Below are 23,545 nucleotides of genomic sequence, written 5' to 3' on the forward strand. Positions count from 1 at the left end.
GGCATCCGCATAGTGCACTGGGTTATCGCTCGCCACGGGAATATCTGCGGCAGCAGGCCAGTAATGGGTTAAGTGATAACAGGTGTCTGGAAATATAGGGGCAAATCCAAAACCGTAGTCACTGTCATCCCAACTCACGGTGCTATTGCCAGAGCAACATTTAATGCACAAATCGGCGGGAAAGTATTAATGACGTTGAAGTACGGTAATAAAAGCGTTCCATTCGGTGCAATTGTCACTCACGGAGAGAATAAAAATGGCAGCATTGTCGCGGAAAATGGTCAGGTTTATCTGACTGGACTTCCACAGTCAGGGAAATTACAGGTTTCATGGGGCAATGATAAAAACTCAAACTGTATTGTCGATTACAAGCTTCCTGCAGTCTCTCCTGGAACCTTGCTGAACCAGCAGACAGCAATCTGTCGCTAAGGAACAATAGATTATGAAATACAATAACGTTATTTTCCTCGGTTTATGTCTGGGGTTAACCACCTATTCTGCTTTATCCGCAGATAGCGTTATTAAAATTAGCGGGCGCGTTCTCGATTATGGCTGCACAGTCTCATCGGATTCGCTTAATTTTACCGTAGATCTCCAAAAAAACAGTGCCAGACAATTTCCAACGACCGGTAGCACAAGTCCAGCCGTCCCTTTTCAGATTACATTAAGTGAATGCAGCAAAGGGACAACGGGAGTTCGGGTTGCATTTAACGGTATTGAGGATGCAGAAAATAATACTCTGTTGAAACTGGATGAAGGAAGCAATACGGCCTCCGGTTTGGGTATAGAAATACTGGACGGAAATATGCGTCCGGTGAAATTGAATGACCTTCATGCCGGGATGCAGTGGATCCCATTGGTACCAGAACAGAACAATATTTTGCCTTACTCCGCTCGTTTGAAGTCAACTCAGAAGTCCGTCAATCCTGGACTGGTGAGCGCTTCGGCAACCTTTACCCTTGAATTTCAATAATCAGAGTCAGATATGAAAAGACTTCACAAGAGGTTCCTGTTAGCTACGTTTTGCGCGTTATTCACAGCAACTCTCCAGGCCGCCGATGTCACTATCACTGTTATTGGTCGGGTAGTCGCTAAACCCTGCACTATTCAAACCAAAGAAGCTAACGTTAATCTCGGGGATCTTTATACGCGCAATCTGCAACAACCTGGTTCTGCATCAGGCTGGCACAATATTACTTTGTCATTAACCGATTGTCCGGTTGAAACAAGTGCAGTGACGGCAATCGTGACAGGTTCAACTGACAATACGGGTTATTACAAAAATGAAGGTACTGCCGAAAATATTCAGATAGAGCTAAGGGATGACCAGGATGCGACGTTAAAAAATGGTGATAGCAAAACGGTTATTGTTGATGAGATCACTCGTAATGCACAGTTTCCACTTAAGGCAAGAGCTATCACGGTGAATGGAAACGCAAGCCAGGGAACGATCGAGGCGCTAATCAATGTGATCTACACCTGGCAATAACGTCGATTCGATTTTCTTAGCCTCCTTTTTAAATCAATTTTTTAATCTTAGGATATATCATGGGTAAAACAATAAGTATGAAGCTTCTGTTCGGTATTTATCTTCTATTAATGGCAGGCAAAGTTTTTGCCTTCAGTTGTAATGTCGATGGCGGGTCAAGTATTGGAGCAGGTACAACCTCTGTTTATGTTAATCTCGACCCTGTAATACAACCGGGCCAGAATCTGGTTGTAGACTTGTCTCAGCATATAAGTTGCTGGAATGATTACGGCGGCTGGTACGACACTGATCATATAAACCTGGTACAAGGATCAGCTTTCGCAGGCTCTCTACAGTCATATAAAGGATCGCTGTACTGGAATAATGTGACCTACCCCTTCCCGTTGACGACAAATACTAATGTATTAGATATTGGTGATAAGACACCGATGCCATTACCGTTAAAACTCTATATTACCCCAGTCGGTGCGGCCGGTGGAGTTGTCATAAAAGCCGGGGAAGTTATTGCCCGTATTCATATGTATAAAATTGCCACGTTAGGAAGCGGAAATCCGCGTAATTTTACGTGGAATATTATTTCAAATAACAGTGTTGTTATGCCAACAGGCGGCTGCACCGTTGATAGTCGTAATGTCAATGTGAATCTCCCGGACTTTCCTGGAAGCGCAGAAATCCCCCTTGGCGTATATTGCTCAAGTGAACAAAAGCTCTCATTTTATCTTTCGGGTGCTACCACTGACAGTGCCAGACAAGTGTTTGCTAACACAGCACCAGATGCAACAAAAGCATCGGGAGTGGGTGTCTCTCTGATGCGTAATGGAAAAATACTGGCTACGGGAGAAAACGTCTCCCTGGGGACAGTAAATAAAAGCAAAGTACCTCTGGGTTTAAGCGCAACCTATGGACAAACAGGAAACAAGGTTGCAGCCGGAACCGTCCAGTCAGTCATTGGTGTCACTTTTATCTATGAATAATTGTGATTTTGACCTTAGTCTATGCGCTCCATTCGCGAAAATTGCGCGGATAATTATTTTGTGAAGGCTATTATCCTACACCTGTAAGAAAATCCGCGCACAATTAACGCCAGAGTCTTATTTTTTATATTGAAAAACATGTTAATTTAAACACTATGAGAGATGATGCTTAACTTATCGTATTTATACCATTCTATTATTTAACGATAATAGATTAAAAATAGAAAGAGAGTAGTCCCCTACTCTTATATATCCATATTGACGATAATCCCTTTGTATATACTGTGCATCATCGCTATTTCAAATCCTAATAATTCATTTCGACACAGGATAAGTAGATGAAGAAAAAAATTGAATCCTACCAGGGGGCTGCCGGTGGTTGGGGTGCTGTTAAATCCGTAGCGAATGCAGTACGTAAGCAGATGGATATACGCCAGGATGTTATTGCCATGTTTGACATGAATAAGCCAGAGGGCTTTGACTGTCCGGGTTGTGCATGGCCAGATCCTAAGCACAGTGCGTCATTCGACATTTGTGAAAACGGCGCAAAAGCAATCGCCTGGGAAGTCACGGATAAGCAGGTAAATGCCTCTTTCTTTGCTGAGAATACGGTTCAATCATTACTTACCTGGGGAGATCACGAGCTTGAGGCTGCGGGGCGTCTCACCCAGCCTTTGAAATATGATGCCGTCAGCGACTGTTACAAGCCATTAAGCTGGCAACAAGCTTTCGACGAAATTGGCGAACGCCTTCAAAGCTATAGTGATCCCAATCAGGTTGAATTCTATACTTCGGGCCGCACTTCCAATGAAGCTGCCTTTCTTTATCAGCTTTTTGCCCGTGAATACGGGAGCAATAACTTCCCCGACTGCTCCAACATGTGCCATGAACCGACCAGTGTGGGTTTGGCAGCGAGTATCGGTGTAGGTAAAGGGACCGTGTTGCTGGAAGACTTTGAGAAATGCGATTTAGTCATTTGCATTGGGCATAACCCTGGTACAAACCACCCTCGCATGTTGACTTCGTTGCGCGCTTTAGTGAAACGGGGAGCGAAAATGATCGCCATCAATCCTCTACAGGAACGTGGCCTGGAGCGATTTACCGCACCGCAAAACCCGTTTGAAATGCTGACGAACTCTGAGACTCAGTTGGCCAGTGCCTACTACAACGTGCGCATTGGTGGTGATATGGCGTTGCTCAAGGGAATGATGCGCCTGTTAATTGAGCGCGATGATGCTGCAAGCGCCGCAGGTCGGCCCTCATTGCTGGATGATGAATTTATTCAAACGCATACCGTCGGCTTTGACGAGCTACGCCGTGACGTGCTCAATTCCGAGTGGAAAGATATCGAACGTATATCTGGACTAAGTCAGACACAAATCGCCGAACTTGCTGATGCATATGCCGCTGCCGAACGAACCATTATCTGTTACGGAATGGGGATCACTCAGCACGAACATGGTACCCAGAACGTACAGCAACTGGTCAATCTGCTGTTGATGAAAGGTAACATTGGCAAGCCTGGTGCGGGTATCTGCCCACTACGAGGTCACTCTAATGTACAGGGCGACCGAACCGTCGGTATCACCGAGAAACCGTCTGCAGAGTTTCTGGATCGCCTGGGTGAGCGCTATGGCTTCACCCCACCTCATGCACCTGGACATGCTGCAATTGCCAGCATGCAAGCAATATGTACGGGGCAAGCTCGAGCATTGATCTGCATGGGGGGCAACTTTGCGCTGGCAATGCCAGATCGGGAAGCGAGCGCTGTACCGTTAACGCAATTAGATTTGGCGGTACACGTAGCCACTAAGCTTAACCGCTCTCATCTGCTGACCGCACGGCATAGCTATATTCTGCCGGTTCTGGGACGTAGCGAGATTGACATGCAAAAAAGCGGTGCGCAGGCGGTAACCGTTGAAGATTCAATGTCGATGATTCATGCCTCGCGTGGTGTGTTAAAACCCGCCGGTGTAATGCTGAAATCAGAGTGTGCAGTGGTCGCGGGAATCGCGCAGGCAGCACTACCCCAGAGCGTGGTAGCCTGGGAGTATCTGGTGGAAGATTATGATCGCATTCGCAATGACATTGAAGCTGTGCTGCCAGAGTTTGCCGACTATAACCAGCGCATCCGTCATCCTGGTGGTTTTCACCTGATAAACGCAGCTGCTGAAAGGCGCTGGATGACGCCGTCAGGTAAGGCTAATTTCATTACCAGCAAAGGGCTGTTAGAAGATCCCTCTTCAGCGTTTAACAGTAAACTGGTCATGGCGACAGTACGCAGCCACGATCAGTACAACACGACGATTTATGGTATGGATGATCGCTATCGAGGTGTATTCGGTCAACGAGATGTGGTCTTTATGAGTGCTAAACAAGCTAAAATTTGCCGTGTAAAAAACGGCGAAAGAGTTAATCTTATTGCACTCACGCCAGACGGTAAACGTAGCTCACGACGCATGGATAGATTAAAAGTGGTCATTTACCCTATGGCTGACCGCTCACTGGTGACCTATTTTCCAGAATCGAATCACATGCTAACACTTGATAACCACGATCCATTAAGTGGCATTCCTGGCTATAAAAGTATTCCTGTTGAATTAGAGCCATCAAATTAATTCGCCTCCTCATTTCTTCTGCTGTCATCCGCACAGCAGAAGAATTCCTCATTGACTATTATCGCGCAATTTGCTCACATGGATTAAATTAAACTACACACTATAAGATATAAACCTCTGCCTACAGTTGTAAGAAACTCCGCTCAGTACTGAAGTGCCAGTCCTATTTCCTCTTTTATCCAGCCTGTTATATTAATCATACTGATTAACGATTTTTAACGTTATCCGCTAAATAAACACATTTGAAATGCATGCGACCACAGTGAAAAACAAAATCATGCAAAGAGACAACTATAAAGAAATCATGTCTGTAATTGTGGTTGTCTTGTTGCTGACACTTACGTTGATAGCCATTTTTTCGGCAATTGATCAGCAGGGCATTTCAGAAATGGGTCGCATGGCAAGAGATCTTACACATTTCATTATCAATAGTTTGCAAGACTGAAAATAAACAGCAAATTATAAATGTGAAATGTTAAAAAAGTATCGATAAAAACTTTATTGTTTTAAGGAGATAAAATGTCGCTCGTTTGTTCTGTTATATTTATTCATCATGCCTTCAACGCTAACATTTTAGATAAAGATTACGCCTTCTCTGACGGCGAGATCCTGATGGTAGATAACGCTGTTCGTACGCATTTTGAACCTTATGAGCGGCATTTCAAAGAAATCGGATTTAATGAAAACACCATTAAAAAATATCTACAATGCACTAACATCCAGACAGTGACGGTGCCTGTTCCTGCGAAGTTTTTACGTGCTTCAAATGTACCGACGGGATTGCTTAATGAAATGATTGCTTATCTCAACTCGGAAGAACGCAATCATCATAACTTTTCAGAACTTTTGCTTTTTTCTTGCCTGTCTATTTTTGCCGCATGCAAAGGTTTCATTACACTATTAACTAACGGTGTGCTATCCGTTTCCGGGAAAGTGAGAAATATTGTCAACATGAAGCTGGCGCACCCATGGAAGCTGAAAGATATTTGTGACTGCCTGTACATCAGTGAAAGCCTGTTGAAGAAAAAACTAAAGCAAGAGCAAACGACATTCTCACAGATTCTTTTAGATGCCAGAATGCAGCACGCAAAAAATTTGATACGCGTAGAAGGTTCAGTCAATAAAATTGCCGAACAATGTGGTTATGCGAGTACATCTTATTTTATTTATGCGTTCCGCAAACATTTCGGCAACAGTCCGAAGAGAGTTTCGAAGGAGTACCGTTGTCAAAGGCACACCGGTATGAACACGGACAACACGATGAGTGCTTTAGCTATTTGATTATTTGCTAACGAGTAGTCAACCACACACGCTACGTAAGAATTAAATGGGGCAGCCATTTCCTGCCCCGCGTTGTTTTTAGGCGATATATTTCTTGAAATAAATAAGTGACATTCATCACATATTTATGCATTTGCATAACCTGTTGCATGATTATTTATGATCTCAATTCGGCATTTTGTCATTAAAATGCAATAATTTATTAAATATCAATAGATTAGTTGTTTATCGGCGAGAAATTACTTAGTAGAACAGAAAGTAATGTCAACGCTTTATGGACTGTTATTTCCCTTTTTTAGCTAAATCTGCTATCTCTTTATGTGACTCACTTCACTTACATCCACTTATTTCTCTTCGTAAAATTACTTTGGAATTAAGTACAATAAGAAGAGGAACATTTATGAAGTCTGCATTAAAGAAAAGTGTCGTAAGTACCTCGATATCTTTGATACTGGCATCTGGTATGGCTGCATTTGCTGCTCATGCGGCAGATGATGTAAAGCTGAAAGCAACCAAAACAAACGTTGCTTTCTCAGACTTTACGCCGACTGAATACAGTACCAAAGGAAAGCCAAATATTATCGTACTGACCATGGATGATCTTGGTTATGGACAACTTCCTTTTGATAAGGGATCTTTTGACCCAAAAACAATGGAAAATCGTGAAGTTGTCGATACCTACAAAATAGGGATAGATAAAGCCATTGAAGCTGCGCAAAAATCAACGCCGACGCTCCTTTCATTAATGGATGAAGGCGTGCGTTTTACTAACGGCTATGTGGCGCACGGTGTTTCCGGCCCCTCCCGCGCTGCAATAATGACCGGTCGAGCGCCCGCCCGCTTTGGTGTCTATTCCAATACCGATGCTCAGGATGGTATTCCGCTAACAGAAACTTTCTTGCCTGAATTATTCCAGAATCATGGTTATTACACTGCAGCAGTAGGTAAATGGCACTTGTCAAAAATCAGTAATGTGCCGGTACCGGAAGATAAACAAACGCGTGACTATCATGACAACTTCACCACATTTTCTGCGGAAGAATGGCAACCTCAAAACCGTGGCTTTGATTACTTTATGGGATTCCACGCTGCAGGAACGGCATATTACAACTCCCCTTCACTGTTCAAAAACCGTGAACGCGTCCCCGCAAAAGGTTATATCAGCGATCAGTTAACCGATGAGGCAATTGGCGTTGTTGATCGTGCCAAAACACTTGACCAGCCTTTTATGCTTTACCTGGCTTATAATGCTCCGCACCTGCCAAATGATAATCCTGCACCGGAGCAATATCAGAAGCAATTTAATACCGGTAGTCAAACAGCAGATAACTACTACGCTTCCGTTTATTCTGTTGATCAGGGTGTAAAACGCATTCTCGAACAACTGAAGAAAAACGGACAGTATGACAATACTATTATTCTCTTTACCTCCGATAATGGTGCGGTTATCGATGGTCCTCTGCCGCTGAACGGGGCGCAAAAAGGCTATAAGAGTCAGACCTATCCTGGCGGTACTCACACCCCAATGTTTATGTGGTGGAAAGGAAAACTTCAACCCGGTAATTATGACAAGCTGATTTCCGCAATGGATTTCTACCCGACAGCTCTTGATGCAGCCGATATCAGCATTCCAAAAGACCTTAAGCTGGATGGCGTTTCCTTGCTGCCGTGGTTGCAAGATAAGAAACAAGGCGAGCCACATAAAAATCTGACCTGGATAACCTCTTATTCTCACTGGTTTGACGAGGAAAATATTCCATTCTGGGATAATTACCACAAATTTGTCCGCCATCAGTCAGACGATTACCCGCATAACCCCAACACCGAGGATTTAAGCCAATTCTCTTATACGGTAAGAAATAACGATTATTCGCTTGTCTATACAGTAGAAAACAATCAGTTAGGTCTATACAAACTGACGGATCTACAGCAAAAAGATAACCTTGCCGCCGCCAATCCGCAGGTCGTTAAAGAGATGCAAGGCGTGGTAAGAGAGTTTATCGACAGCAGCCAACCACCACTTAGCGAGGTAAATCAGGAGAAGTTTAACAATATCAAGAAAGCACTAAGCGAAGCGAAATAACTAAACCTTCATGCGGCGGATTTTTCCGCCGCCTTATTGAGCGAGATAGCGATGCACGTTACAGCCAAGCCCTCCAGTTTTCAATGTAATCTCAAATGTGATTACTGTTTTTACCTTGAAAAAGAGTCGCAGTTTACTCATGAAAAATGGATGGATGACAGCACTCTGAAAGAGTTCATCAAACAATATATCGCAGCGTCTGGCAATCAGGTCTATTTTACCTGGCAAGGCGGTGAACCCACTCTGGCTGGCCTGGATTTTTTCCGTAAAGTTATTCACTATCAACAACGCTATGCAGGCCAAAAACGTATTTTTAATGCATTACAAACGAATGGCATTTTATTGAATAATGAATGGTGTGCCTTTCTCAAAGAACATGAGTTTCTGGTTGGTATCTCGATCGATGGACCCCAGGAGCTACATGACCGTTACAGACGCAGTAATTCAGGTAACGGTACTTTTGCAAAAGTGATAGCAGCCATCGAGCGTCTGAAATCATATCAAGTAGAGTTTAATACGTTAACCGTCATTAATAACGTTAATGTCCATTACCCTCTTGAGGTTTATCATTTTTTAAAATCTATCGGCAGTAAACATATGCAATTTATCGAATTGCTCGAAACCGGGACGCCGAATATTGATTTCAGTGGTCATAGTGAGAACACATTCCGTATCATTGATTTTTCTGTGCCTCCTACGGCTTATGGCAAGTTTATGTCAACCATTTTTATGCAATGGGTTAAAAACGATGTGGGTGAAATTTTCATCCGTCAGTTTGAAAGCTTTGTCAGCCGTTTTTTGGGGAATGGGCATACCAGTTGTATTTTCCAGGCGTCCTGCAAGGATAATCTGGTTGTTGAAAGTAATGGAGACATTTACGAATGCGACCATTTTGTCTATCCACAGTACAAAATTGGAAACATTAATAAATCTGAACTCAAAACGATGAACAGTGTTCAACTGACAGCGCAAAAAAAACGGATTTCAGCGAAATGTCAGCAATGTGCATATAAACCTATCTGCAATGGTGGTTGCCCTAAGCATCGTATTACTAAAGTAAACAATGAGACTGTTTCCTATTTTTGCGAAGGTTATAAAATCCTTTTTTCAACCATGGTACCTTATATGAACGCCATGGTGGAGTTAGCTAAGAACAGAGTACCGCTTTACCACATTATGGATGTTGCAAAACAAATGGAGAATAATTAATAACGCTCCCCCTTAGCTCCATTCTTAGCCTCCTTCTTATGACCTTAACAAGGCACCCGACATAAATTCCTGTCGGGTGTTTCGTCTTCATCATCTTCCTTTGCGAAAATCCTGGCTTACGAGGTATGCGTCAGGGCATTAGCAATACCCTTGATTATCAATAGCATAACCATAACCACTGAAAATAAAATATTTCTTTATATTTCATATTGTTAAATGATACTTAAATAAATTTCATCAGTATATCATTGCCATAGATAATCATTGGATGGCACAATAAATTTTCGCTAATGATAACCATTCCCATTACGTTTTGTATGTTGATAGCAAAGTATCTCTGTCTGCTGAAGCCCTTTTGGCTGCGTAAGAATAATAAAACTTCAGTGTTGTTAATCATTATTATCCTCGCCATGATCCTTGGCGTGGTTAAAATTCAGGTCTGGTTAAACGACTGGAATAATGATTTTTTCAATGCGCTAAGCCAGAAAGAAACTGATAAGCTTTGGCAGCTTGTCCTTTGGTTCCCTGCCCTGCTGGGGATCTTTGTATTAATATCCGTAAACAAAACATGGTTAATTAAACTACTGACTATTCGCTGGCGCGAATGGTTAACAGATTACTACCTTAATCGCTGGTTTGCAGATAAAAACTACTACTTCACGCAGATCTACGGCGAGCATAAAAATACAGATAACCCTGACCAACGTATCGCTGAAGACATTCTCTTACTGATCAGCAAAACGCTCAGTCTTTCATTTGGCTTCATCCAGTCACTTAGCATGCTGATCACCTTTACCGTTATTCTTTGGCAAAGCGCGGGTACGCTCTCATTCACTGTTGGTGGAACTGAATGGAATATCCAGGGGTATATGGTCTATACCGTCGTGCTCATTGTGATCGGTGGAACTTTATTTACCCATAAGGTTGGTAAACGTATTCGTCCGCTTAATGTGGAAAAACAACGTAGCGAAGCGACATTTCGAACTAATCTTGTGCAGCATAATAAGCAGGCAGAACTGATTGCGCTAAGCAATGCTGAGTCTCTACAACGCCAGGAGTTGAGCGAAAATTTTCATACCATTAAAGAGAACTGGCATCGTTTAATGAATCGTCAGCGGTGGCTTGATTACTGGCAGAATATTTATTCGCGCTCGCTTAGCGTTCTTCCCTACTTTCTGTTATTGCCGCAGTTTATTAGCGGACAGATCAATCTGGGCGGACTGATGAAATCGCGCCAGGCATTTATGCTGGTATCGAACAATTTAAGCTGGTTTATTTATAAATATGATGAACTTGCTGTACTGGCTGCGGTTATCGATCGCTTGTATGAGTTCCATCAACTCACCGAACAGCGCCCTACGAATAAGCCTAAAAATTGCCAACATGCGGTACAAGTGGCTGACGCGAGTATTCGTACTCCTGATAATAAGATCATATTAGAGAACCTGAACTTTCATGTTTTGCCAGGCAAATGGCTATTGCTGAAAGGTTACTCTGGTACGGGAAAAACCACACTGCTTAAAACATTATCCCACTGCTGGCCGTGGTTTAAAGGTGATATTTCTTCTCCTGCTGACAGTTGGTATGTGTCACAAACACCGTTAATCAAAACCGGCTTACTGAAAGAGATTATTTGTAAAGCACTTCCCCTGTCCGTAGACGATAAATCGTTGAGTGAAGTACTGCATCAGGTTGGGCTGGGGAAATTGGCTACGCGTATTCATGACCACGATCGCTGGGGAGATATTCTTTCCAGCGGCGAAAAACAACGTATCGCCCTGGCTCGATTAATTTTACGACGTCCGAAATGGATATTTCTTGACGAAACTACCTCTCATCTTGAGGAACAAGAGGCAATCCGCTTACTGCGTTTAGTGCGAGAAAAACTCCCCACAAGCGGCGTCATTATGGTTACACATCAACCCGGTGTCTGGAACCTGGCCGATGATATTTGTGACATTAGCGCGGTTTTATAAAAACAATAAAAGCCCTGCTGTACGGAGATATAAATAAATGAAGCGAGTTCTTATTCCTGGCGTCATTTTATGTGGCGCTGATGTAGCGCAGGCCGTCGATGACAAAAATATGTACATGCATGTTTTTGAAGAGATGACGGTCTATGCTCCTGTCCCTGTACCCGTAAACGGCAACACGCATTACACCAGTGAAAGCATCGAGCGTTTACCGACCGGGAATGGCAATATCAGCGATCTGCTGAGAACCAACCCTGCGGTACGCATGGATTCAACGCAAAGTACCTCATTGAACCAGGGAGATATTCGCCCGGAGAAAATCTCTATTCACGGTGCGTCGCCCTACCAGAATGCCTATTTGATTGACGGTATTAGTGCAACGAATAACCTGAACCCAGCGAATGAGTCCGATGCCAGTAGTGCAACCAATATTAGCGGGATGTCACAGGGGTATTATCTTGATGTCAGCTTACTGGACAATGTGACGCTTTATGACAGTTTTGTGCCGGTTGAATTCGGTCGCTTCAATGGCGGGGTAATTGATGCAAAGATCAAACGCTTCAACGCTGATGATAGCAGCGTGAAACTGGGTTATCGCACTACGCGTTCGGACTGGTTAACATCGCATATCGATGAGAATAACAAGAGCGCATTTAATCAAGGTTCTTCAGGAAGTACTTATTACTCTCCAGATTTTAAAAAGAACTTTTATACCTTGTCGTTTAATCAGGAACTCGCTGATAACTTTGGCGTTACCGCCGGTTTATCGCGCCGCCAGTCTGATATCACCCGCGCGGATTATGTTTCGAATGACGGCATTGTCGCCGGCCGGGCACAGTATAAAAACGTTATCGATACTGCATTGAGCAAATTTACCTGGTTTGCCAGCGACCGCTTTACCCACGATTTAACCTTAAAATATACCGGCTCCAGCCGTGATTATAATACCAGCACCTTCCCGGAGTCTGATCGCGAAATGGGTAATAAATCCTATGGTCTGGCATGGGATATGGATACCCAGCTCGCATGGGCCAAACTGCGTACCACCGTTGGTTGGGATCATATTAGTGATTATACCCGTCACGATCATGACATCTGGTACACCGAACTTTCATGTACATATGGTGATATTACAGGGCGTTGCACCCGTGGCGGATTAGGACACATTTCCCAGGCTGTAGATAATTACACCTTCAAAACACGCCTGGACTGGCAAAAATTCACCGTGGGTAATGTTTCGCATCAACCCTACTTCGGCGCGGAATACATCTATTCCGATGCATGGACTGAACGCCATAACCAGTCTGAATCCTATGTGATTAATGCTGCCGGAAAGAAAACTAACCATACCATTTACCATAAAGGTAAAGGCAGCCTGGGAATTGACAACTACACGCTGTATATGGCGGATCGCATTAGCTGGCGTAATGTGTCATTAATGCCCGGCGTGCGGTATGACTATGACAACTATCTGTCAAACCACAATATCTCCCCGCGCTTTATGACGGAATGGGATATTTTTGCTGATCAAACCTCAATGATTACCGCAGGTTATAACCGTTACTATGGCGGGAATATTCTTGATATGGGATTACGTGATATCCGCAATAGCTGGACGGAATCGGTATCAGGCAATAAAACCCTGACGCGTTATCAGGATTTGAAAACGCCTTATAACGATGAACTGGCAATGGGGTTGCAGCAGAAAATCGGTAAGAACGTTATTGCGCGTGCAAACTATGTTTACCGTGAAGCGCATGATCAAATCAGTAAAAGCAGTCGTACCGACAGCGCGACTAAAACCACCATTACTGAATATAACAACGACGGTAAAACCAAAACGCATTCGTTCAACCTCAGTTTTGAACTGGCCGAACCCCTGCATATCAGCCAGGTAGATATTAACCCGCAAATTGTCTTTAGCTATATCAAGAGCAAGGGCAACTTGTCGTTAAACAATGGTTATGAGGAGAGCAATACCGGTGATAACCAGGTGGTTTATAACGGTAATCTGGTCTCTTACGATAGCGTTCCAGTGGCGGATTTTAATAATCCATTAAAGATCTCCTTAAACATGGATTTCACGCATCAACCGAGCGGGTTGGTGTGGGCGAATACGCTGACCTGGCAAGAAGCGCGTAAAGCTCGCATTATCCTGGGTAAGACGAATGCGCAATACATCAGCGAATATTCAGATTACAAGCAGTATGTTGACGAAAAACTGGATAGCAGCCTGACCTGGGACACCCGCTTGTCCTGGACGCCACAATTTCTGAAACAACAAAACCTGACGTTCAGTGCCGATATTCTCAATGTACTGGATAGCAAAACCGCTGTTGATACAACGAATACCGGTGTGGCGACCTACGCCAGTGGCCGTACTTTCTGGCTTGATGTCAGCATGAAATTTTAATAGTTCGGATTTTACTTAACCGGGTAAATTCGCCCGGTTTTCGCATGGAGATAATTATGAGAAACCTCTGTTTCTTACTGACGTTAGTGGCAACTCTGTTGCTCCCCGGGCGACTGATTGCCGCCGCCTTACCGCAGGATGAAAAGTTAATTACCGGGCAACTGGACAATGGCTTGCGATATCTGATTTATCCGCATGCTCAACCAAAGGATCAGGTAAATTTATGGCTGCAAATTCATACCGGTTCATTGCAGGAAGAGGACAATGAGCGCGGCGTGGCTCATTTTGTAGAACATATGATGTTTAACGGCACAAAAACATGGCCGGGTAATAAAGTCATCGAAACATTTGAGTCAATGGGCCTTCGTTTTGGTCGCGATGTTAATGCCTATACCAGCTATGACGAAACAGTGTATCAGGTGAGTTTGCCGACTACGCAGAAACAAAATCTGCAACAAGTGATGGCAATCTTCAGTGAATGGAGTAATGCCGCAACCTTTGAAAAACTCGAAGTAGACGCTGAACGTGGCGTAATTACTGAGGAATGGCGTGCCCATCAGGATGCAAAATGGCGCACCTCTCAGGCGCGCCGCCCTTTCCTGCTGGCAAATACCCGTAATTTAGACCGTGAACCTATCGGCCTGATGGATACCGTCGCCACGGTCACACCGGCACAATTGCGCCAATTTTATCAACGCTGGTATCAACCAAATAATATGACCTTTATTGTGGTCGGCGATATCGACAGTAAAGAAGCGCTGGCGCTGATAAAGGATAATTTAAGTAAGCTTCCGGCTAACAAAGCAGCTGAAAATCGCGTCTGGCCGACAAAAGCCGAAAACCACCTGCGCTTTAATATCATCAATGATAAAGAAAACCGGGTGAACGGCATCGCACTCTATTATCGCCTGCCAATGGTGCAAGTGAGCGATGAGCAAAGCTTTATCGAACAAGCTGAATGGAGCATGTTAGTTCAGCTGTTCAACCAACGTCTGCAAGAACGCATACAGTCGGGCGAGTTGAAGACTATTTCTGGCGGCACTGCGCGCAGCGTCAAAATTGCACCCGATTATCAGTCGCTGTTTTTCCGTGTAAATGCACAAGACGATAATATGCAGGATGCTGCGAATGCATTAATGGCAGAGTTGGCAACCATTGATCAGCATGGCTTTTCTGCTGAAGAACTCGATGATGTTAAATCTACCCGCCTTACCTGGCTGAAAAATGCGGTTGATCAGCAAGCTGAGCGTGATTTACGTATGCTGACCAGTCGCCTGGCATCCAGCTCATTAAATAATACGCCGTTCTTGTCGCCGGAAGAGACATATCAACTTTCGAAACGTCTGTGGCAGCAAATTACCGTGCAAAGTCTGGCGGAAAAATGGCAGCAGTTAAGAAAGAACCAGGACGCATTTTGGGAGCAAATGGTAAACAATGAGGTTGCCGCCAAAAAAGCATTGTCTCCTGCGGCTATCCTGGCGCTGGAAAAAGAGTACGCCAACAAAAAGCTGGCGGCTTACATCTTCCCAGGCAGAAATTTATCGTTAACAGTAGACGCTGACCCACAGGCGGAAATTAGCAGCAAAGAAACGCTGGCTGAGAATCTGACATCATTAACACTTTCCAATGGTGCCAGGGTTATTCTGGCAAAATCCGCGGGTGAAGAGCAAAAGCTACAAATTACTGCCGTATCTAATAAAGGCGATTTAAGTTTCCCTGCGCAGCAAAAATCACTTATCGCGCTGGCAAATAAAGCAGTAAGCGGAAGCGGCGTTGGTGAACTCTCCTCTTCCAGCCTGAAACGCTGGAGTGCGGAAAACTCGGTAACCATGAGCAGTAAAGTCAGTGGCATGAATACATTGCTCTCTGTTAGCGCGCGGACTAATAACCCTGAACCTGGTTTCCAGTTGATTAACCAGCGAATCACCCACAGCACGATTAACGATAATATTTGGGCATCGCTACAAAATGCTCAAATTCAGGCGTTGAAAACGCTCGACCAGCGTCCAGCGGAGAAATTCGCCCAGCAGATGTATGAGACGCGCTATGCTGATGACCGCACGAAATTACTGCAAGAAAATCAGATTGCACAGTTTACTGCCGCAGATGCGCTGGCTGCCGATCGCCAGTTGTTTTCATCTCCAGCGGATATCACCTTTGTCATTGTCGGTAATGTCGCAGAAGACAAACTCGTGGCGTTAATTACGCGTTACTTAGGATCAATCAAACACTCTGATTCGCCATTAGCCGCAGGTAAACCATTAACTCGCGCGACGGACAACGCATCGGTTACTGTAAAAGAACAAAATGAACCTGTGGCACAGGTTTCACAGTGGAAGCGTTATGATTCCCGGACACCTGTAAATCTGGAGACGCGTATGGCGCTCGATGCTTTTAACGTCGCACTGGCAAAAGATCTACGCGTTAATATTCGTGAACAGGCATCTGGAGCATACAGCGTTTCTTCTCGCCTCTCGGTTGATCCTCAGGCCAAAGATATCAGTCATTTGCTGGCTTTTACTTGTCAACCAGAACGACATGATGAACTGTTAACGTTAGCGAATGAAGTGATGGTTAAGCGCCTGGCTAAAGGGATCAGTGAGCAAGAACTGAATGAATACCAGCAAAACGTTCAGCGCAGCCTCGATATCCAACAGCGTAGCGTTCAACAATTAGCGAACACCATTGTAAATAGTCTTATTCAATATGACGATCCTGCAGCATGGACTGAGCAGGAGCAATTATTGAAACAAATGACGGTAGAGAATGTTAACACTGCCGTTAAACAATATCTTTCTCATCCGGTGAATACCTATACCGGAGTATTATTGCCAAAATAATAACAGCCCCGTCAACACCTCGTTGGCGGGGATTTTAGCAATATTCGCCATTTTTATGTAATAATTTTATAAATGCGTTCAAAATAATAGCCGAGTGCTAATAGTGATATTTTAAGGTCTGATTTTTACGTGATAATTCAGGAGGCGTAGAAAGTGCATAAAAATAACAGCATAAAACACCTTGCCACCACCCAAGAATTCAATAATATATTGATTTTCAATGATAAAATATAATTCGCATAATATCTCGCGATAAATAACATTAGGATTTTGTTATTTAAACACGAGTCCTTTGCACTTGCTTACTTTATCGATAAATCCTACTTTTTTAATGCGATCCAATCATTTTAAGGAGTTTAAAATGGATAAGAAGCAAGTAACGGATTTAAGGTCGGAACTACTCGATTCACGTTTTGGTGCAAAGTCTATTTCCACTATCGCAGAATCAAAACGTTTTCCGCTGCACGAAATGCGCGACGATGTCGCATTTCAGATTATCAATGACGAATTATATCTTGATGGCAACGCTCGTCAGAACCTGGCCACTTTCTGCCAGACCTGGGACGACGAAAACGTCCACAAGTTGATGGATTTATCCATTAACAAAAACTGGATCGACAAAGAAGAATATCCGCAATCCGCAGCCATCGACCTGCGTTGCGTAAACATGGTTGCCGATCTGTGGCATGCGCCTGCGCCGAAAAATGGTCAGGCCGTTGGCACCAACACCATTGGTTCTTCCGAGGCCTGTATGCTTGGCGGGATGGCGATGAAATGGCGTTGGCGCAAGCGTATGGAAGCTGCAGGCAAACCAACGGATAAACCAAACCTGGTGTGCGGTCCGGTGCAAATCTGCTGGCATAAATTCGCCCGCTACTGGGATGTGGAGTTGCGTGAGATCCCTATGCGCCCCGGTCAGTTGTTTATGGACCCGAAACGCATGATTGAAGCCTGCGACGAAAATACCATCGGCGTGGTGCCGACTTTCGGCGTGACCTACACCGGTAACTATGAGTTCCCGCAGCCGCTGCACGATGCGCTGGATAAATTCCAGGCCGACACCGGTATCGACATCGACATGCACATCGACGCCGCCAGCGGTGGCTTCCTGGCACCGTTCGTCGCCCCGGATATCGTCTGGGACTTCCGCCTGCCGCGTGTGAAATCGATCAGTGCTTCAGGCCATAAATTCGGTCTGGCTCCGCTGGGCTGCGGCTGGGTTATCTGGCGTGATGAAGAAGCGCTGCCGCAGGAACTGGTGTTCAACGTTGACTACCTCGGCGGTCAGATTGGGACTTTCGCCATCAACTTCTCCCGCCCGGCGGGTCAGGTGATTGCACAGTACTATGAATTCCTGCGCCTCGGTCGTGAAGGCTATACCAAAGTACAGAACGCTTCCTACCAGGTTGCCGCTTATCTGGCGGATGAAATCGCCAAACTGGGACCGTATGAGTTTATCTGTACCGGTCGCCCGGACGAAGGCATCCCGGCGGTTTGCTTCAAACTGAAAGATGGTGAAGATCCGGGATACACCCTCTACGACCTCTCTGAACGTCTGCGTCTGCGCGGCTGGCAGGTTCCGGCCTTCACTCTCGGCGGTGAAGCCACTGACATCGTGGTGATGCGCATTATGTGTCGTCGCGGCTTCGAAATGGACTTTGCTGAACTGTTGCTGGAAGACTACAAAGCCTCCCTGAAATATCTCAGCGATCACCCGAAACTGCAGGGTATTGCCCAGCAGAACAGCTTTAAACATACCTGATAACGTTTAACGGTAACGGTGTCCCGAAACACACCCGTTTCGGGACAATTTCCAAAGTCTGTTCACTGGCATTAGCAACGGAAAATATTGTTCTGAATACGCTTCAGAACAAAACAGGTGCGGTTCCGACAGGAATACCGTTTTAGGGGGATAATATGGCTACATCAGTACAGACAGGTAAAGCTAAGCAGCTCACATTACTCGGATTCTTTGCCATAACGGCATCGATGGTAATGGCTGTTTATGAATACCCTACCTTCGCAACATCGGGCTTTTCATTAGTCTTCTTCCTGCTATTAGGCGGGATTTTATGGTTTATTCCCGTGGGACTTTGTGCTGCGGAAATGGCTACCGTCGACGGCTGGGAAGAAGGTGGCGTCTTCGCCTGGGTATCAAATACTTTGGGGCCGAGATGGGGATTTGCAGCGATCTCATTTGGTTATCTGCAAATCGCCATTGGTTTTATTCCGATGCTCTATTTCGTGTTAGGGGCACTCTCCTACATCCTGAAATGGCCAGCGCTGAATGAAGACCCCATTACCAAAACTATTGCAGCACTCATCATTCTTTGGGCGCTGGCATTAACGCAGTTTGGTGGCACGAAATACACGGCGCGCATTGCTAAAGTTGGCTTCTTCGCCGGTATCCTGTTACCTGCATTTATTTTGATCGCATTAGCGGCTATTTATCTGCACTCCGGTGCCCCCGTTGCTATCGAAATGGATGCGAAGACCTTCTTCCCTGACTTCTCTAAAGTGGGCACCCTGGTTGTATTTGTTGCCTTCATTTTGAGTTATATGGGCGTTGAAGCTTCCGCAACCCACGTCAATGAAATGAGCAACCCCGGGCGCGACTATCCACTGGCTATGTTACTGCTGATGGTAGCGGCAATCTGCTTAAGCTCTGTTGGCGGTTTGTCTATTGCGATGGTCATTCCGGGTAATGAAATCAACCTCTCCGCAGGGGTAATGCAAACCTTTACCGTTCTGATGTCACATGTGGCACCGGAAATTGAGTGGACGGTTCGCGTGATCTCCGCACTGCTGTTGCTGGGTGTTCTGGCGGAAATCGCTTCCTGGATTGTTGGTCCTTCTCGCGGGATGTATGTCACAGCGCAGAAAAACCTGCTGCCAGCAGCATTCGCTAAAATGAACAAAAATGGCGTACCGGTAACGCTGGTCATTTCGCAGCTGGTGATTACTTCTATCGCGTTGATCATCCTCACCAATACCGGTGGCGGTAACAACATGTCCTTCCTGATCGCACTGGCACTGACGGTGGTGATTTATCTGTGTGCTTATTTCATGCTGTTTATTGGCTACATTGTGTTGGTTCTTAAACATCCTGACTTAAAACGCACATTTAATATCCCTGGTGGTAAAGGGGTGAAACTGGTCGTGGCTATTGTCGGTCTGCTGACTTCAATTATGGCGTTTATTGTTTCCTTCCTGCCGCCGGATAACATCCAGGGTGACTCTACCGATATGTATGTTGAATTACTGGTCGTGAGTTTCCTGGTGGTACTTGCCCTGCCCTTTATTCTCTATGCTGTTCATGATCGTAAAGGCAAAGGGAATACCGGCGTTACTCTGGAGCCAATCAACAGTCAGAACGCACCAAAAGGTCACTTCTTCCTGCACCCGCGTGCACGTTCACCACACTATATTGTGATGAATGACAAGAAACACTAACCATGTCTGAATGGTTATAAGACAAGGGAGCGATAATTCATCGCTCCCTTTTTCGTGCTTGCTGTCGTATTGACTTAACCGGGATAAGTACGAGAATGAGCGCACATCTGTTTACCGGAAACCAGCACATATGGATATCTGCTCCCGAAACGAGAAATTAGCGATTAGAAGACCAGCGATACTGGTTGCACTGGCACTTTTACTGTGTAGTTGTAAAAGCACGCCTCCAGAGTCCATGGTGACACCACCAGCGGGTTCAAAGCCACCAGCCACGACGCAACAATCGTCACAACCGATGCGTGGCATCTGGCTGGCCACGGTGTCTCGCCTCGACTGGCCACCGGTTTCCTCGGTTAACATTAGTAACCCCACCAGCCGGGCCCGTGTACAACAACAGGCGATGATCGACAAACTGGATCATCTGCAACGTCTCGGCATAAACACGGTCTTTTTCCAGGTCAAGCCAGACGGTACCGCCCTGTGGCCATCGAAAATTTTGCCGTGGTCCGATCTTATGACCGGTAAGATTGGTGAAAATCCGGGTTACGATCCGCTGCAATTCATGCTCGACGAAGCCCACAAGCGTGGGATGAAAGTACACGTCTGGTTTAACCCCTATCGCGTATCGGTTAATACGAAGCCCGGTACTATCAGGGAACTGAATAGCACCCTGTCTCAACAACCGGCGAGCGTCTATGTGCAACACCGCGACTGGATCAGAACGTCCGGCGATCGCTTTGTCCTCGACCCGGGCATACCTGAGGTTCAGGACTGGATCACATCAATAGTTGCAGAAGTGGTTTCCCGCTATCCGGTAGATGGCGTGCAGTTTGACGACTATTTCTATACTGAGTCGCCAGGTTCACGGCTAAATGATAATGAAACGTACCGCAAATACGGCGGCGCATTTGCGTCAAAAGCAGACTGGCGGCGCAACAATACTCAGCAGTTAATTGCGAAGGTATCGCACACCATTAAAAGCATTAAGCCGGAAGTCGAATTTGGCGTTAGCCCGGCAGGCGTGTGGCGTAACCGATCACACGATCCGCTCGGTTCCGATACCCGAGGCGCGGCAGCCTATGACGAATCCTACGCTGATACCCGTCGATGGGTGGAACAAGGGTTGCTGGATTACATTGCTCCCCAAATTTACTGGCCATTCTCACGGAGTGCCGCGCGTTATGACGTGTTGGCAAAATGGTGGGCGGATGTCGTTAAACCGACCAGGACCCGCCTGTATATCGGTATCGCCTTCTATAAAGTGGGTGAACCTTCAAAGATAGAGCCAGACTGGATAATTAACGGCGGCGTACCGGAACTGAAAAAGCAGCTCGATCTTAACGATGCCGTGCCAGAAATTAGCGGCACAATCTTGTTCCGTGAGGACTATCTGAATAAGCCACAGACTCAACAAGCGGTCAGCTATCTGCAAAGTCGTTGGGGCAGTTAAACTCCCATTCTTACTTTGTAACAAGCCGGTGCTTTCCCCCCGGCTTGTTACCCTCTTGAAATATCCCACTAGTAATCATGCTTACTTAAGTCAAATTAACTACGCAATTAACCACACTTAGTTAAACAGTCATAAATCCCCTAATAAAAATGTATGAACATGAAAAAACATACGATATTCGCTGTCACCGAAAAATAATTACGATGGGCTATACTCTTCTGAAGAACAGTAGCGTAGATTGAAACTGTCCTAAGTCGCTTATTTGTTTTCAGTATATCTTCATATTTCAGGAGAGTATGGTGCAGTTAGTCGATCTCGCACGTTGCGTTTCGTTTTGATTCCGTCTGCTTTCCCAGCCTTATAAGGGTGTGAATTATGGAGATGTATTTTAAAAGAATGAAAGATGAGTGGACCGGGCTTGTCGAACAAGCAGATCCGCTCATTCGTGCTAAAGCCGCGGAAATTGCCGTTGCGCATGCCCATTATCTGAGTATTGAGTTTTACCGAATTGTCCGTATCGACCCGCATGCCGAAGAATTCTTGAGTAATGAACAAGTTGAGCGGCAGTTGAAAAGTGCGATGGAACGCTGGATTATTAACGTGCTTTCTGCCCAGGTTGACGATGTCGAAAGGCTAATACAAATCCAGCATACCGTCGCGGAAGTGCATGCCCGCATAGGAATTCCGGTAGAAATTGTCGAGATGGGGTTTCGGGTGCTGAAAAAAATCCTCTATCCGGTCATCTTCTCTTCGGATTATTCCGCCGCGGAAAAACTTCAGGTCTACCATTTCTCGATTAACAGTATTGATATCGCTATGGAAGTGATGACCCGCGCGTTTACCTTTAGTGACAGTAGTGCCTCAAAGGAAGATGAAAACTATCGTATCTTCTCGTTACTGGAAAATGCCGAAGAAGAAAAAGAACGGCAAATAGCCTCAATACTTTCATGGGAAATAGATATTATCTATAAAGTCCTGCTGGATTCTGATTTAGGCAGTAGTTTGCCTTTAAGCCAGGCTGATTTTGGCCTGTGGTTTAACCATAAAGGTCGACATTATTTTAGCGGCATAGCCGAAGTGGGCCATATCTCCCGTCTGATTCAGGATTTCGACGGTATTTTCAATCAAACCATGCGTAACACCAGGAATTTGAATAACAGAAGTTTACGGGTGAAATTTTTATTACAGATAAGAAATACCGTATCGCAAATTATTACCTTGTTGCGTGAATTGTTTGAAGAAGTATCGCGCCACGAAGTCGGTATGGATGTACTGACGAAATTACTTAACCGCCGTTTCCTGCCGACGATCTTCAAACGCGAAATTGCCCATGCCAACCGGACCGGTACACCGCTGTCAGTGCTGATTATTGACGTTGATAAATTCAAAGAGATTAACGATACGTGGGGCCATAACACTGGCGATGAAATTCTGCGTAAAGTCTCTCAGGCCTTTTATGACAACGTCCGCAGTAGTGATTATGTTTTCCGCTACGGGGGCGATGAATTTATCATTGTTTTGACTGAAGCTTCGGAAAACGAAACGTTACGTACCGCAGAACGTATTCGCAGTCGGGTGGAGAAAACCAAACTGAAAGCCGCAAACGGCGAGGATATTGCCCTCTCACTTTCCATCGGTGCCGCCATGTTTAATGGTCATCCTGACTATGAGCGCCTCATTCAAATAGCCGATGAAGCTCTGTATATCGCCAAAAGACGAGGTAGAAACCGTGTTGAACTCTGGAAAGCCAGTCTTTAGATGC

16 protein-coding genes and 1 pseudogene are annotated in these 23,545 nt (G+C 45.2%); 16 read left to right on the forward strand and 1 reads right to left on the reverse strand.

Annotation, left to right across the window (positions count from 1 at the left end):
* Positions 1–108: 108 nt before the first annotated feature.
* The 9 genes and pseudogenes from ACJHWR_RS20515 to ACJHWR_RS20555 form a co-directional block, all read left to right on the forward strand.
* Positions 109–429, forward strand: a pseudogene (locus ACJHWR_RS20515) (FimD/PapC C-terminal domain-containing protein); the annotation flags it as partial.
* Between the two features lie 13 nt (positions 430–442).
* Positions 443–973, forward strand: coding sequence for a fimbrial protein (locus tag ACJHWR_RS20520; RefSeq protein WP_000876785.1), 531 nt, complete (start codon positions 443–445; stop codon positions 971–973).
* 12 nt (positions 974–985) lie between these two features.
* Entirely contained in the window at positions 986–1,489 is a 504-nt protein-coding gene (locus ACJHWR_RS20525) for a fimbrial protein (protein ID WP_000825443.1), read from the forward strand.
* Between the two features lie 59 nt (positions 1,490–1,548).
* Complete coding sequence (locus ACJHWR_RS20530; protein ID WP_000520696.1) at positions 1,549–2,463, forward strand: fimbrial protein; 915 nt, start codon at positions 1,549–1,551, stop codon at positions 2,461–2,463.
* Positions 2,464–2,801: 338 nt separating this feature from the next.
* Positions 2,802–5,081 carry an acid resistance putative oxidoreductase YdeP gene (gene ydeP / locus ACJHWR_RS20535; protein WP_000726712.1) on the forward strand — a complete coding sequence of 760 codons (2,280 nt, stop codon included), beginning with the start codon at positions 2,802–2,804 and terminating at the stop codon, positions 5,079–5,081.
* Positions 5,082–5,328: 247 nt separating this feature from the next.
* Positions 5,329–5,526 carry a two-component system connector SafA gene (safA, locus tag ACJHWR_RS20540; protein WP_000543380.1) on the forward strand — a complete coding sequence of 66 codons (198 nt, stop codon included), beginning with the start codon at positions 5,329–5,331 and terminating at the stop codon, positions 5,524–5,526.
* Between the two features lie 74 nt (positions 5,527–5,600).
* The gene (gene ydeO, locus ACJHWR_RS20545) at positions 5,601–6,362 is read left to right on the forward strand and encodes an acid stress response transcriptional regulator YdeO (protein WP_000060474.1); all 762 of its coding nucleotides are present in this window, start codon (positions 5,601–5,603) and stop codon (positions 6,360–6,362) included.
* A 400-nt stretch (positions 6,363–6,762) separates the two neighbouring features.
* Positions 6,763–8,445, forward strand: a complete 1,683-nt coding sequence (locus ACJHWR_RS20550; RefSeq protein ID WP_001303114.1) for a sulfatase-like hydrolase/transferase — start codon at positions 6,763–6,765, stop codon at positions 8,443–8,445.
* Positions 8,446–8,496: 51 nt separating this feature from the next.
* A complete protein-coding gene (locus ACJHWR_RS20555) occupies positions 8,497–9,654 on the forward strand; it encodes an anaerobic sulfatase maturase (RefSeq protein ID WP_012311810.1) in 1,158 nt (385 codons plus the stop codon).
* Here the strand turns inward: ACJHWR_RS20555 and ACJHWR_RS20560 are convergent.
* Positions 9,620–9,745 (reverse strand): hypothetical protein, encoded by a 126-nt coding sequence (locus tag ACJHWR_RS20560; protein WP_122083086.1) that lies wholly within the window; start codon positions 9,743–9,745, stop codon positions 9,620–9,622. The genes ACJHWR_RS20555 and ACJHWR_RS20560 overlap by 35 nt on opposite strands.
* Positions 9,746–9,944: 199 nt before the next feature.
* Between ACJHWR_RS20560 and ACJHWR_RS20565 the strand changes: the two genes are divergently transcribed.
* The 7 genes from ACJHWR_RS20565 to dosC all read left to right on the forward strand — a co-directional run bounded on the left by ACJHWR_RS20565 (position 9,945) and on the right by dosC (position 23,541).
* Positions 9,945–11,630: an ABC transporter ATP-binding protein/permease gene (locus tag ACJHWR_RS20565; protein ID WP_012311807.1), complete on the forward strand. Its 1,686-nt coding sequence runs from the start codon at positions 9,945–9,947 to the stop codon at positions 11,628–11,630.
* A 37-nt stretch (positions 11,631–11,667) separates the two neighbouring features.
* Entirely contained in the window at positions 11,668–14,040 is a 2,373-nt protein-coding gene (locus ACJHWR_RS20570) for a TonB-dependent receptor plug domain-containing protein (RefSeq protein WP_000832492.1), read from the forward strand.
* Between the two features lie 56 nt (positions 14,041–14,096).
* On the forward strand, positions 14,097–16,880 hold the full coding sequence (locus tag ACJHWR_RS20575; RefSeq protein WP_012311699.1) for a M16 family metallopeptidase: 2,784 nt from the start codon (positions 14,097–14,099) through the stop codon (positions 16,878–16,880).
* Positions 16,881–17,241: 361 nt separating this feature from the next.
* The gene (locus ACJHWR_RS20580; protein WP_000358930.1) at positions 17,242–18,642 is read left to right on the forward strand and encodes a glutamate decarboxylase; all 1,401 of its coding nucleotides are present in this window, start codon (positions 17,242–17,244) and stop codon (positions 18,640–18,642) included.
* A gap of 155 nt (positions 18,643–18,797) precedes the next feature.
* Positions 18,798–20,333 carry an acid resistance gamma-aminobutyrate antiporter GadC gene (gene gadC / locus ACJHWR_RS20585; RefSeq protein ID WP_000246009.1) on the forward strand — a complete coding sequence of 512 codons (1,536 nt, stop codon included), beginning with the start codon at positions 18,798–18,800 and terminating at the stop codon, positions 20,331–20,333.
* 130 nt (positions 20,334–20,463) lie between these two features.
* Positions 20,464–21,783, forward strand: coding sequence for a family 10 glycosylhydrolase (locus tag ACJHWR_RS20590; RefSeq protein ID WP_000350360.1), 1,320 nt, complete (start codon positions 20,464–20,466; stop codon positions 21,781–21,783).
* Between the two features lie 375 nt (positions 21,784–22,158).
* Entirely contained in the window at positions 22,159–23,541 is a 1,383-nt protein-coding gene (dosC, locus tag ACJHWR_RS20595) for a diguanylate cyclase DosC (protein ID WP_000426277.1), read from the forward strand.
* Positions 23,542–23,545: the final 4 nt, after the last annotated feature.

Source organism: Escherichia sp. WS568 (assembly GCF_046486085.1).
Taxonomy (GTDB): domain Bacteria; phylum Pseudomonadota; class Gammaproteobacteria; order Enterobacterales; family Enterobacteriaceae; genus Escherichia; species Escherichia coli.

Coding starts and splice junctions, on each gene's coding strand:
- ACJHWR_RS20520 (WP_000876785.1), top strand. CDS start 443: ATGAAATACAATAACGTTATTTTCCTCGGTTTATGTCTGGGGTTAACC.
- ACJHWR_RS20560 (WP_122083086.1), bottom strand. CDS start 9,745: ATGAAGACGAAACACCCGACAGGAATTTATGTCGGGTGCCTTGTTAAG.
- ACJHWR_RS20555 (WP_012311810.1), top strand. CDS start 8,497: ATGCACGTTACAGCCAAGCCCTCCAGTTTTCAATGTAATCTCAAATGT.
- ACJHWR_RS20570 (WP_000832492.1), top strand. CDS start 11,668: ATGAAGCGAGTTCTTATTCCTGGCGTCATTTTATGTGGCGCTGATGTA.
- dosC (WP_000426277.1), top strand. CDS start 22,159: ATGGAGATGTATTTTAAAAGAATGAAAGATGAGTGGACCGGGCTTGTC.
- ACJHWR_RS20525 (WP_000825443.1), top strand. CDS start 986: ATGAAAAGACTTCACAAGAGGTTCCTGTTAGCTACGTTTTGCGCGTTA.
- ACJHWR_RS20565 (WP_012311807.1), top strand. CDS start 9,945: ATGATAACCATTCCCATTACGTTTTGTATGTTGATAGCAAAGTATCTC.
- ACJHWR_RS20550 (WP_001303114.1), top strand. CDS start 6,763: ATGAAGTCTGCATTAAAGAAAAGTGTCGTAAGTACCTCGATATCTTTG.
- ACJHWR_RS20580 (WP_000358930.1), top strand. CDS start 17,242: ATGGATAAGAAGCAAGTAACGGATTTAAGGTCGGAACTACTCGATTCA.
- ydeO (WP_000060474.1), top strand. CDS start 5,601: ATGTCGCTCGTTTGTTCTGTTATATTTATTCATCATGCCTTCAACGCT.
- ACJHWR_RS20590 (WP_000350360.1), top strand. CDS start 20,464: ATGGATATCTGCTCCCGAAACGAGAAATTAGCGATTAGAAGACCAGCG.
- safA (WP_000543380.1), top strand. CDS start 5,329: ATGCATGCGACCACAGTGAAAAACAAAATCATGCAAAGAGACAACTAT.
- ACJHWR_RS20530 (WP_000520696.1), top strand. CDS start 1,549: ATGGGTAAAACAATAAGTATGAAGCTTCTGTTCGGTATTTATCTTCTA.
- gadC (WP_000246009.1), top strand. CDS start 18,798: ATGGCTACATCAGTACAGACAGGTAAAGCTAAGCAGCTCACATTACTC.
- ACJHWR_RS20575 (WP_012311699.1), top strand. CDS start 14,097: ATGAGAAACCTCTGTTTCTTACTGACGTTAGTGGCAACTCTGTTGCTC.
- ydeP (WP_000726712.1), top strand. CDS start 2,802: ATGAAGAAAAAAATTGAATCCTACCAGGGGGCTGCCGGTGGTTGGGGT.